Here is a 12,359-nt window from a genome sequence, read left to right on the forward strand (position 1 = left end):
GCGCGGTCCGTGGCGGGATCCTTCAGTCGGCGCCAGGCACGGAGCACGCGGAAGGCACGCGCGGCGCCTCCTTCAGGATGACGCTCAAGCGCCGAGGTGATCGGCGAGCGAAGTCGCTGGCCAAGCTGGAGGCACGCAGATGCACTGCGCGGCGCCTCCACCAGGATGACACTCGTGCTCCGGCGTGCTGGGCGGGCATAGCCGGTGGCACATGCTACGTGCTCGCGAGTCATCGGACGCAACCGCTTGTCGTCACGACGGCGCGGCAGGCGCAACAGCTTGGGGTCGGCGAAGCCGACCCTGCGGACGACCGTGCTCGCCTCGCACCTCGGCGCCTGAGCGTCATCCTGAGCGGAGCGCTTCGCCGGATCGTCAGCCGCTCCGAATCGTGGCGCGGAGTCGAAGGATCCCGCCGGGAATGTCAGGCACACCATCGACTGCGTGGCGTGCCCCGGACTCCCGGCCGCGTCTCCTGGTGCGCCGCGCGCCACGCAGTCACTCGTTCATGGGCGCGGTCCGTGGCGGGATCCTTCAGTCGGCGCCAGGCACGGAGCACGCGGAAGGCACGCGCGGCGCCTCCTTCAGGATGACGCTCAAGCGCCGAGGTGATCGGCGAGCGAAGTCGCTGGCCAAGCTCGAGGCACGCAGATGCACTGCGCGGCGCCTCCTTCAGGATGACACTCGTGTTCCGGCGTGGTGGGCGGCGGAGTCGCTGGCCAAGTTGGAAGACACGCAGATGCACTGCGCGGCGCCTCCACCAGAATGACGCGCAAGCGCCGAGGCGATCGGCGAGCGAAGTCGCTGGCCGAGCTGGAGGCACGCAGAGCACTGCGCGGCGGCACTGCCGCCGCCAAAACACGGAGTTGCCGTCAGAACACGGAGTAGATGAACGGCGCCAGCGCGGAACCCTGCACGGCCACGATCAGCAGGCTCAGCAGCAGCAGAATCACCAGCAGGGGCGAAAGCCACCACAGCTTTCGCACCTTTACGAAGTCCCAGATCATGCCGAGGTTGGAGCGGAGCGACATTGGGGCGCCTCAGGGCGGTGGGTGAACGTCAGTAGGGACGGTCGGGGCGGCGGGACGGGCCGGAATCCACCGGCACCCAGTACGACTCCTCGCGGCGGCGCAGGCGCAGGCGGTCGCGGCCGGCCAGGCGCGACACCATTCCCAGCGGAGTGAGCGCCAGCAAAAACGCGAGCGTCAGCAGCACGAAAGTGCTGACCACCGAAAGCCGCTCGCCGAGCGCCATCCACCCTCGCTCCACCGTCCGCAGCGCGCCCGGCGCCGCCACCCCGAGCACGAGAAAGAGCGCGGCGAGCACCAACGGAACCGGCCACGCCGCGCGCTCCCGCCAGAGCAGAACGCCGCCCACCCCGGCAAAGGCGCCCGCCATCACCAGCCCGAACTTCCGCAGTTGGCCGATGGTGCGCGGCCGCGCGTCAATCCGGCGCAAAGTCCCGTCCCTCCGTCCACTCGGGGCGCGCGGGCTGCGCCGCCTTGAGCAGCAGGCAGTCCTGCAGCATCAGCGCGTCCATCTCCGTACGCATGAAGCAGCGATACGCGTCCTGCGGCGTGCAGACGATGGGCTCGCCACGCACGTTGAACGAGGTGTTCACCACCACGCCGTAGCCCGTCAGCCGCTTGAACTCGCGGATGAGCGCGTGAAACCGTGGGTCACGCTCGCGCGACACCGTCTGCACCCGCGCGGAGTAGTCCACGTGCGTCACCGCGGGAATGTCGCTGCGGGGCAGGTTCAGCCGGTCGATGCCGAAGGTCCCCGCCTCCTCCGGCGTTTCGGCGATGCGCCGCTCCCGGCGCACCTCCGCCACCAGCAGCATGTACGGCGAGGGGACCTCGAGGTCGAAGTATTCCGCCGCGTCCTCTTCAAGGCAGGCGGGCGCGAACGGGCGGAACGATTCGCGGTTCTTGATCTTGAGGTTCATCACGGACTGCGTGCGCGGATCGCGCGGGTCGCCCAGAATGCTGCGCGCCCCCAGCGCCCGCGGCCCGAACTCCATCCGCCCGCTGAACCACCCCACCACGCTCCCCGCCGCCAGCAGTTCCGCGGCGGCGCGCGGCGCCTCGTCCCCCGCGCGGCGGTGGAACGGCAGCCCCTCGGCCGTGAGCCAGGCGGCGATCTCGTCCCCCGCAAAGGCGGGTCCCAGCAGCGAGCCGGCCTGCCCGTCGCGCGCCAGGTCGCCGGACGGCTCGCGGCCGTTGCCCAGGTGCTGGTGCCACACCCAGAGCGCCGCCCCCAGCGCGCCCCCCGCGTCCCCCGCCGCGGGCTGAATCCAGATCCGGTCAAAGATCCCCGCTCGCAGAATCCTGGCGTTCGCCACGCAGTTGAGCGCCACGCCGCCCGCCATCACCAGGTCGCGCTCTCCCGTCTGTGCGCGCACGTGCCGGGCGGTGCGCACCATCACCTCGTCGGTCACCGCCTGAATGGAGGCCGCCAGGTCCATCTCGCGCCGGGTGAGCGGCGACTCGGGCGCGCGGGGCGGCCCTCCGAAGCGGCGGTGGAACGCGTCGGACGTCATCGTGAGCCCGGCCGCGTAGTTGAAGTAGCGCATGTCCAGCCGCAGCGATCCGTCCGGCCGCAGGTCCACCAGGTTGTCCAGGATGTCCTGCGCGTACCGCGGCTCGCCGTACGGGGCCAGCCCCATCACCTTGTACTCCCCCGAGTTGACGCGGAACCCGAGGTAGTAGCTGAAGGCGCTGTACAGCAGCCCCAGCGAGTGGGGAAACCGCGTTTCCGCCCGCAGTTCCATGCGGCCGCCCTCCCCCGCGCCCCACGACGACGTCGCCCACTCGCCCACCGCGTCCATCGTCAGGATGGCGGCGCGGCGAAAGGGGGAGGGATAGAAGGCGGAGGCCGCGTGCGACACGTGGTGCTCGGGATACAGCACCTCGCCCGCGAACCCCGTTTCTTCGCGCAGGCGGTCGGCGATCCACAGCTTTTCCTTGACCCACACCGGCATGGCCTTGAGCCACGAGCGCAGCCCGCGCGGCGCATGGGCCACGTACGTTTCCAGCAGCCGCTCAAAGGTGATCCACGGCTTTTCGTAGAACGCCAGGTGCGTCACCTCCCCGGGCTCGATCCCCCCTTCGCGCAGGCAGTAGGCGACGGCCTGGGCGGGGAACTCGGCGTCGTGGCGTCGGCGGGTAAAGCGCTCCTCCTGGGCGGCGGCCACAATGCGGCCGTCGCGCACCAGGCAGGCGGCGGCGTCGTGGTAGAACGCGGAAATCCCGAGGATGTGGGCCGGCATGCCGGTCGGGTGCGGGAAGGGGCTTCGCGGAGGGCGCGGCGGCTTGCTTTCAACTGCAAACGGGCGCTGAATTTACCACTCCTGCTCCCCCGGAGCCAGACCGCATTCGCGGCGCGCCCGTCCGGCGCGCCGCCGCCCTTTTCCGCACGACCCTCCGTGGCCAAGCCCCCCCCCAGAACCGCACCGCGCGGCGCGCCGCCGCGCGAGGACGCCCCCCGCCCGCCGCCCCGCGCAGGGAACCCGTGGAGCTCACGCCCGCCCGCGCCGACCGCGGGTGCGCTGACCGTGCTGGCCCGCCCCTTCCTCTGGTGGCGCTGCACATCGGCCTGCGCGTCGGCGGGTTCAGCGGCGCGGGCGATGGACGCGGCGAACGCCTCCGCACGCACGCTGCCGCGCCGCGCCGGCCAGACGTCCGATGCGCGCCTGGCACCCTGATGGTTTGGGGATGATGAGGATGGAGGGAGGACGCGGGAGTCCCGATCCGCGTCCCGGTTCCGTACATGGCGCGGGGGCCGGACGACGAAGGGACGCTGCGTGCGAGGACATGGAAGGCAGGAGGACACGGAAGAGGAACGGGGTGACGGGATGGTGGGGAGGATGGAGATCAGGAGCGGCGGATCAGTCCCGGAAGATCCAGAACGGAGGATCAGGAGCGGCGAACGAGGAGCGGGGATGCACAATCTTTGCACAGGGTCGCGCGGAACGACCCGGGACGGGTGGGGCGGGCGGTCCTGCGGGCGGCCGGCGTTCGCGGACGGAGCCAACGCAACGGGCGGCGCGGGTGTCCAGAGTCTGGACGCGGTTCCATCCGCCGGCCGCGGGCCGCGGCGACCGCGTGAAGAAGCCGAATGATCACCCGGCCCGGCGGGGGCGCAGGCACCTGCCCGTCCGCCCGGCCCTGCACTGCCCCTGATGCCGATGGCCCGTTTCCGCACGCCCCGCACCCCCGGGGCCGCGTTCGTTTTCGCCCTCGCGCTCGCCGCGCCGCTCGGCGCGCAGGCGCGCGACACCCTGGACCTCCCGCTCGGCACCGCGCTCAGCCTGGCGCAGCGCGGCGAAGAGGTGGGCCTGGCCGCGGGCCGCGTGGACGCCGCGTCCGCCCCCGTGGGGAGCGCGCGCGCCGCCACGCTCCCCAGCGTGCGCGTCGCCAGCACCTTCAGCCACGTGTACGAGAACGCCCGCGCGCAGGCCGTGGGGCAGATCTTCAACCAGCCCAACACCTACGGCGCCAACGCCACCCTGTCCGTCCCCCTGTTCCAGGGCGGGCGGGCCACGCAGGGCGTGCGGCAGGCGTCGCGGCTGCGGCAGGCGGCGGAAAGCGACCTGCAGCAGACGCAGGTGGACGTAAGCCTGCTCACCCTGCGCGCCTACCTGACGGCGCAGTTGGGCGACCGGCTCGTCGCCATCCAGGACACCAACCTGGTCCTTGCCGAGGCACGCGTGCGGCAGGCAGAGCAGTTCGAGGCCGCCGGGCGCGGCTCGCGCTACGACGTGCTCCGCGCGCGGGTGGAGCGCAGCAACCTGGAACCGCTGCGCATTCAGGCCCGCGGCGACCGCGACCTGGCGCTGCTGGAACTGCGCCGCATCACCAACCTTCCCGATGACCAGCCGCTGCGGCTCACCACGGTGCTGGACGAGGGGAGCATCCGCGCCGTCGCCGACGCGGCCTCCGGCGCCGCGCTGGTGGACAGCGCCGCGCTGGACGCCCTTCCCGGCGTGCGCGCCGCGCGGCTGCGGGCGCAGGCCAGCGACGCCAGCGTGCGCATCGCCGCCAGCGCGCGGCTCCCCACGGTGTCCGTCAACCTGGTGAACGGGTACCAGGCGTTCCCGCAGAATTGGTCGGTCCCCATCCGTGGCGGCTCGCTGGACACGGTGGACTGCCCCGCGGGCTCCGCGCCCGACCGCGTGTGCACACAGCAGAACGGCGGATGGTTCCGCGACCGCTCGCTGGCGCTGGCCGTGAGCTGGCCCCTGTTCGACGGCTTCCGCGCCCGCAACGACGTGCGCCAGGCCCGCGCGCAGGCCCGCGTGGCGGACCTGCAGGCGCAGCAGGTGTGGGAGAACGCCCGCACCGCCGCCGCCAGCGCCCGGCTGCAGCTGCAGGCCGCCCGCGCCGTGTTCGAGGCCGGCCGCCTGAACGCCGCGGAGGCGGAGGAGGCGTTCCGCCTGGCCTCGCTCCGCTACGCCCGCGGGCTGGGGACGCAGCTGGACGTGTCCGACGCGCAGCTCGCCCTGCTGACCGCGCGCACCAACCAGGCGCGCGCCGCCTTCGACCTGTACCTGGCGTCGGCCGAACTGGCCCGCACGCTGGGCCGGCCCCTTCCGTCGCCCCCGGCGACTGCTCCCTGATGCGACCGATGCAGATGCGTACCGTTCTTGTTCCCGCCCTTGTCGCCAGCCTGGCCGCCTGCGGCGGCGAGGCCAAAGCCGGCTCCGCGCCGGGGGGCGGCCCGGGCGGAGGCCGCGGCGGGCCCAGCGTAACGCTGGCCGCCACCGACGTCGCGAATCCGCGCCTGGCCCCGCTGGAGGCCGCCGTGGCCGTTACCGGCACGCTGGAGCCGCTGGAGCGGTCGGAGGTGCGCGCCCGGCTGGAGGGCGACGTGGAGCAGGTGTTCGTCCGCGAAGGCGAGGCGGTGCGCGCCGGGCAGCTGCTGGCCCGCTTTGACGCCGGCGACCAGGCCGGCAACGCCCGCAGCGCCGAGGCCGACGTAGCCGCCGCGCGCTCCGAGCTGAGCACCGCGCAGTGGAGCCTGGAGCAGAACCGCGAGCTGCTGCAGCAGGGCGCCATTCCCGAGCGCGACGTGCGCGTGAGCGAGCAGGCCGTGGCCGCGGCACGCGCCCGCGTGGCCGCCGCCCTGGCCCGCTCCGGCAGCAGCCGCCGCGAGGTGACCGACACCCGTGTGGTGGCCCCGGTGAACGGCGTGGTGGAAAAGCGCGTGGTGAACCCGGGCGAGCACGTGAACCAGAACGCCCCGCTCTTCACCCTCGTGCGCGGCGACGTGCTGGAGCTGGCGGCCGCCGTCCCCGAGCGCGACGCGGCCAGCGTGCAGCCGGGTCAGGCCGTGCGCTTCGTGGCGGAAGGCAACCAGTTCACCGGCCGCGTGGCGCGCATGAGCCCGTCCGTGGACCCCGCGACGCGCGCCGTGACCGTGTACGTGCAGGTGCCCAACCCCGACGGGCGGCTGCGCGCCGGAAGCTTCGCCAGCGGGCGCATCGTGTCGCGCACGGTGGCCGACGCGCTCGTCGTGCCCGCCGCGGCGGTGCGCGAGGGGCGCGAGGGGGCCCGCGTGGTCTACCGCATCGTGAACGGCAAGCTGGACATGGCCAACGTCACCGTGGGACTCACGGACGAGGCGCAGGGGCTGGTGCAGATCACCCAGGGCCTCACCGAGGGCGACCGCGTGGTGGTGGGCAACGTGGGCGTGCTGGGCGAGGGGATGTCCGTCCGCATGGCCGGCGAGGGGCGCGGCGGCCCGGGCGGCGCCGGCAAGGGCAGGGACAGGGGCGGCGCGGGGCGCTGAGGCGGCCGCGGGTTGTTCTCCTTCCTTCTTTTCTGATTCGAGTTTTCGCGGGAGCGCGGGATGTTTCTCTCCGACGTATCCATCCGGCGGCCGGTGTTCGCCACCATGATGATGGTGACGCTCGTGGTGCTGGGCCTGGCCGGCTACCAGCGCCTGGCCGTGGACGAGTACCCCGACGTGGCGTACCCCATCGTCGTGGCGCAGACCACCTACCCCGGCGCATCGCCCCAGGTGATGGAGCGCGAGGTGTCGCGCCCCATCGAAGAGGCGCTCAACACCGTGCAGGGGATCCAGGAGATCACCAGCACCTCGCTGGAGGGCAGCTCCCTCGTCCGCGTGCAGCTGCAGCTGGGCGTCAACGTGCTCCAGGCGCAGCAGGAGGTGCAGGCCAAGGTGGCCCGCATCCGCCGGCAGCTCCCCGAAGACATCGAAGATCCCGTCATCATCCGCTTCGATCCTAACGAGCGCGCCATCATGTCCATCGCCGTGCAGAGCGGCGACCGGCCCATGCGCGAGCTGACGGACCTGGCGGACCAGGTGATCAGCACGCGGCTGGAGGCGCTCCCCGGCGTGGGCGGCGTGAACCTGGTGGGCGGCACGGAGCGGCAGATCCGCGTGCAGCTGGACCCGGCGGCCATGCGCAGCTACGGCATCTCGCCGCCGCAGGTGGCGCAGGCGCTGCAGCGGGAAAACCAGGAAGTGCCCGCCGGCCGCGTGCGCCGCGGCGACCAGGAGCGCCTGGTGCGCATCACCGGCCGGGTCAAGGACCCGCGCACCTTTCAGGACGTGACCGTGGCCGTGCGCAACGGCGTTCCCGTGCGCCTGGGCGACGTGGGATCCGTCGTTGATGGCACCGCGGAGGCGCGCAGCGCCAGCTTTCTGAACGACGATCGCGCGCTTTCCGTCGAGGTGCTCAAGATCAGCGGCAGCAACACGGTGGAGGTGGCGGACCGGGTGCGCGCCGCCGTGGCCGAGCTGCAGCGCCAGCTTCCGTCGGACGTCAAGCTCACCGTGGTGACGGACGACTCGCGCCGCATCAAGGAATCGCTGGCCAGCGTGCAGCACGAATTGGCGCTGGGCGCGGTGCTGTGCATCGCCATCATCTACCTGTTCCTCAACAGCTGGCGCTCCACGATCATCACCGGGCTGGCGCTGCCGATCTCCATCATCTCCGCGTACTTCGGGATGTGGATCTTCGGCTTCACCATCAACACCATGACGCTGCTGGCGCTGTCGCTGGCCATCGGCCTGCTGATCGACGACGCCATCGTGGTGCGCGAGAACATCGTTCGCCACGTGGAAATGGGGAAGGACCACCACACGGCGGCGCGCGAGGGCACCAGCGAAATCGGGCTGGCCGTGTTCAGCACCACGCTGGCCGTGGTGGCGGTGTTCGTCCCCGTCGCCTTCATGGGCGGGCAGATCGGGATGATCTTCTTTCAGTTCGGCGTGGTGGTGGCGTTCGCGGTGATGGTGTCGCTGTTCGTCTCCTTTACGCTGGATCCCATGCTGTCCAGCGTGTGGCCGGACCCGGAGGTGGAAAGCCACGATGGGGCGCGGCGCCGCGGCAACCCCGTCCAGCGCTTCGCCCGCCGCTTCAACGACGGCTTCGAGCGCATCGCCGACCGCTACCCGCGCTGGCTGGCCTGGTCGCTTGACCACCGCAAGACGGTGCTGGGCGGCGCCACGGCCGCCATCATCGCCTCCATGCTCATCATCCCCCGGCTGGGCTTTGCCTGGGTGCCGGACTTTGACGGCGGCGAGTTCAACGTCAACTTCCGGGTGGCGCCGGGCTCGCGGCTGGAGTACACCGTCGCCAAGGGGCACGAGCTGTCGACTCTCCTCCGCAAGAAGCCGGAGGTGGAGTTCACCTACATGAGCATCGGCGGCGGATTCCGCGGCACGCCCAACACGGGGCGCGTGTTCGTGAAGCTCAAGGAAAAGGCGGACCGCAACCGCACGCAGCAGGAGATTCAGGAAGAGCTGCGCGGCGCGCTGCGCGGCATTCCCGGAGTGCGCGCCAACATCACCGGCACGCCCACCATCTTCGGCGGATTCCGGCAGCCGATTCAGGTGAACGTGCAGGGGCCGGAGCAGCAGCAGCTCAAGATGGCCGCCGCGCAGGTGATGGAGATCCTGGAAGGCGTGCCCGGGCTGGCGGAGGCCACCAGCAGCGAGGACGGCGAGATTCCGCAGCTGGACGTGAACGTGGACCGCGAGCAGGCGTGGGCGGCGGGGGTGGGGATCAGTTCCATCGCCACCACCCTGCAGCCGCTGTTCACCGGGCAGCGCGCCACGGAGTGGGAAGACGAGCAGGGCTACACGCACGACGTGGTTGTCGTGTACCCCGACAGCATGCGCACCAGCGCGGCGGACGTGGGCGGCATCGTGGTGCCCAGCACCAACGTGGATCCGTCCACCGGGCGCCCGGTGATGATCCCGCTCAGCCAGGTGGCGGCGGTGACGGCCGGGGTGGGGCCGCAGCAGATTGAGCGCAGTTCGCTGGAGCGGCAGATCAGCATCAGCGCGGGCGTCTCGCCGGGGTTCTCCATGGGGGACGTGGCGAACGCGGCGCGGGCGGCGCTGGATTCGGCGGGGCTGCCCACCGGGTACCGCACGGTGTTCCGCGGCGACGTGCAGAACCTGAACGAAACCAAGGGCTACGTGCTGGCCGCGCTGGGGCTGGCGGTGATCTTCATCTACATCGTTCTGGCCTCGCTGTTCGGCTCGTTTCTGCAGCCGCTGGCCATCATGCTGTCGCTGCCGCTGTCGTTCATCGGCGTGGGGCTGGCGCTGCTGCTCACGGGCGGCAACCTGAACGTGTTCACCATGATCGGCATCATCATGCTGATGGGGCTGGTGACCAAGAACGGCATTCTGCTCATCGACTTCGCCAACCAGCAGCGCGAGGAGGGGATGGGGCGGCGCGAGGCGCTGCTGAGCGCCGGCCGCATCCGACTGCGCCCCATCATCATGACCACGGTGGCGATGATCTTCGGCATGGTGCCGCTGGCACTGGCGCTGGGCGAGGGCGCCGAGCAGCGCGCTCCCATGGGCCGCGCGGTGATCGGCGGGCTGATCACCTCCACGGTGCTGACGCTGTTCGTGGTGCCGGTGGTGTACACGCTGCTGGACGACTTCGTGAACCTGCTGCGCCGCCTCGGCCGCCCCGCCGCGCGGCAGCACGCCCCCGCGCCCACCCGCACCCCCGCCCCCGAGCCCGTAGCCGCGGACTGAGGCGGTAATCGCGGTGCAACAAGACCAGGGCCGCCGATCCCGCGTGGATCGGCGGCCCTGTGTGCGTCAGAGGGAGATGTTGAAGACCGACCAGTGCCAGAACACGCCGTCGCGAAAGCGGTCGTAGGCGATCCGGTACTGGTACGGCCGCGGCTGCGTGCCCCCGTTGCGCAGAAAGGGATTCCGCCCGGAGGCGTACGGGAACGGATCATTCACGATCAGGTGCAGCGTGCCGTCGCGGAGCTCATAGCCCACGATCAGCGCCACGTGCTCGGAGTCGGCTTCATAGATCCGGCGGCCGGAGGAGATGCCGGCGATGATGGGGCGCCGGGCGTCGATGTTCTGCACGATTTCACCGGGCGAGATCACACGCGCCTCCGAGTACTCCAGCCGGCGCCCCGCCACCGATCCCGCGTAGTTGGCGATCATGGCGAGCGTTCCCTGGTTGGAGCCGCTGGGCCGGATGCACGCCATGCAGTTGGTGTAGCAGGGCGACGACGGGTCCGAGATGGCGCCGATGATCCCGCACTGGAAGTTGCCGGCCGGGTTCACGTTCCGGATGCCGTAGTGGCGGAACAGCATCTCGCCCACCGCCAGCCAGCACCACACCTGAGTCTGCTGGTACACGGGCGCGATGGGGAGCACAGCGGAGCGAGTGCCCGCGGGCACGACGTCCAGGTCCCGCGTGGCCGCGGGGTCCGGGCGAACGACTGGGTCGCGGCCCACGCGCCAGGCACCCGCATACGCCACCGATCCGTTCAGCGGGTACGGGGCGATGATGTAGGGGGCGTACCCCCGGCCCACGTGCTGCGTGGTGAACGAACGGTACTCGGCCTGGCTCAGGTGATTGCGCGCCTCCCACGCGGTGCCCGATACGCGTTCCCAGATGGCGGCGAAGCGCGTCTGGCCATCGGCCGGATACGCGGACACGTCCACGGGCACGTAGCCGCGCGGCGTGAGCCGGTCGTACCACGCCTGAAACTCGGCGGCTGTCAGGTCGGAGCGCGATTCCCAGCTCACGCCGGGGCGCTTTCGCCAGATCGCCGCGTACCGGGTCTGCCCGCCCACCGTGTAGCCGCTGATGGTGACCGGAGCGAACCCTTCGTTCTTGCGCTCCTCCACCTGCCGCGCGAGGCCACCGGCGTCCATGTCGAAGCGCGCCGACCAGCCGACATCCGCGTCGCGCCGCCACACCGCGGCAAAGCGCGTCCCTTCGCGGGTCGCGTATCCGACCAGCACCACCGGAACGAAGCCCTGGGGCGCCAGTTCGTCGAACTTCTGCTGGAGCACCGTGCCCGTCACCCCGTGCCACGACTGCCAGCGCACCGTGGGCTCCTGGCGCCAGATCGCGTCGTAGCGCACCTGCCCGTCCACCTCGAGCGCGGCGATCTCCGCCGGAACGAACCCCCGCGGCCCCAGTGTGTCAAAGGCCTGCTGAAACGCATCGGGTGACATCCCGTAGCGCGACTGCCAGACCTGCGCGGCGGACGGGCCTGCCCACAGGAGGAGCAGAACCAGCAGAAGCAGCTTGCGGATCGGGTTCATCGGAGGGGGGAGGTGGAGGGCAGCGGTGCGGCGCGGGCGGGGCGGAACCCGAAGGGGTTGAACATACTGTATTCGCGGCGGGGTTCCGAGATCAAGTGCTGCCCGGCCTGGCTGGCGTCGCCCGCCCCGGCCGACACGGCAGGGTAATACGATTGGCAAAGTTCGTGGCTGCTGACGGACCAGGCAGGACCTGCGGGGCGGACGGTGCCGGCGCGGGGAGGAGGCGCGAACTGCCATCAGGCGCACCGCATCGGTCACAACAGCCGCACCGGGATTCCTCACCCGGCTCGGACTTCGAGCGTCATTGCGAGCGCGGACGCTGCGGGCGCGGCGGGAGAGGCGGGAGCACCCGGCGCCGACCGCGGCGCGGCGGATACTTCGGTCCGGGATTCTTCAGTCGCGCATGAACGCGGTGCCGAGGAGAGCGCGGCGCACGCTCCTTCAGAATGACGCCCCGGCGCCGAAGTGGGCGGCCATCCGGGTTGATGGGGATGGAGTCGCACCGGCGTCGACATGCGCAGGATCGCGCCTGTCGAAGCGTTCCGCCACACAGTAGACCAGCACGACTGGTTGACTTTGTGCCGCGGAGTATGGGCGTCATTCTGAGCGAGGCGCCGCGCCGCAAAGTCCGCCACACCAGACTCCGGCGCCGACCGAAGAATCCCGCGCCACCGCATCCCATGCACGCCCGGTTGCGCGCCGCGCTCGGACGCTGCGGGCGCGGCGGGAGAGGCTGGAGCACGCCGCGCCGGCCCGCGGTGCGGCGGATGCTTCGGTCCGGGATTCTT

General features: G+C 71.4%; 7 protein-coding genes. 3 read left to right on the plus strand and 4 right to left on the minus strand.

From position 1 onward, the window contains the following. Positions 1 to 869: 869 nt before the first annotated feature. From VF665_RS09250 to VF665_RS09260, 3 genes are read right to left on the minus strand one after another with little or no spacing between them, the layout of a single operon-like run. Positions 870 to 1,028 carry a DUF5989 family protein gene (locus tag VF665_RS09250; protein ID WP_331053132.1) on the minus strand — a complete coding sequence of 53 codons (159 nt, stop codon included), beginning with the start codon at positions 1,026 to 1,028 and terminating at the stop codon, positions 870 to 872. Positions 1,029 to 1,056: 28 nt separating this feature from the next. Next, positions 1,057 to 1,455 (minus strand): SxtJ family membrane protein, encoded by a 399-nt coding sequence (locus VF665_RS09255; protein ID WP_331053133.1) that lies wholly within the window; start codon positions 1,453 to 1,455, stop codon positions 1,057 to 1,059. Then, positions 1,442 to 3,268, minus strand: a complete 1,827-nt coding sequence (locus VF665_RS09260) for a carbamoyltransferase (RefSeq protein ID WP_331053134.1) — start codon at positions 3,266 to 3,268, stop codon at positions 1,442 to 1,444. Before VF665_RS09260 ends, VF665_RS09255 begins: the two co-directional genes overlap by 14 nt. Before the next feature lie 918 nt (positions 3,269 to 4,186). Between VF665_RS09260 and VF665_RS09265 the strand changes: the two genes are divergently transcribed. Genes VF665_RS09265 through VF665_RS09275 form a run of 3 tightly spaced genes read left to right on the plus strand, consistent with a single transcriptional unit; the run spans position 4,187 to position 10,026 of the window. Beyond that, positions 4,187 to 5,617 carry a TolC family protein gene (locus VF665_RS09265; protein ID WP_331053135.1) on the plus strand — a complete coding sequence of 477 codons (1,431 nt, stop codon included), beginning with the start codon at positions 4,187 to 4,189 and terminating at the stop codon, positions 5,615 to 5,617. 8 nt (positions 5,618 to 5,625) lie between these two features. After that, positions 5,626 to 6,789, plus strand: coding sequence for an efflux RND transporter periplasmic adaptor subunit (locus VF665_RS09270; RefSeq protein WP_331053136.1), 1,164 nt, complete (start codon positions 5,626 to 5,628; stop codon positions 6,787 to 6,789). A gap of 60 nt (positions 6,790 to 6,849) precedes the next feature. Next, positions 6,850 to 10,026 carry an efflux RND transporter permease subunit gene (locus tag VF665_RS09275; RefSeq protein WP_331053137.1) on the plus strand — a complete coding sequence of 1,059 codons (3,177 nt, stop codon included), beginning with the start codon at positions 6,850 to 6,852 and terminating at the stop codon, positions 10,024 to 10,026. Positions 10,027 to 10,092: 66 nt separating this feature from the next. Here VF665_RS09275 and VF665_RS09280 read toward each other — a convergent pair whose 3' ends face one another. Beyond that, positions 10,093 to 11,571 carry a C39 family peptidase gene (locus tag VF665_RS09280; protein ID WP_331053138.1) on the minus strand — a complete coding sequence of 493 codons (1,479 nt, stop codon included), beginning with the start codon at positions 11,569 to 11,571 and terminating at the stop codon, positions 10,093 to 10,095. Between the last annotated feature and the right edge of the window lie 788 nt (positions 11,572 to 12,359).

Origin of the sequence: Longimicrobium sp. (genome assembly GCF_036387355.1) — a bacterium.
GTDB lineage: Bacteria > Gemmatimonadota > Gemmatimonadetes > Longimicrobiales > Longimicrobiaceae > Longimicrobium.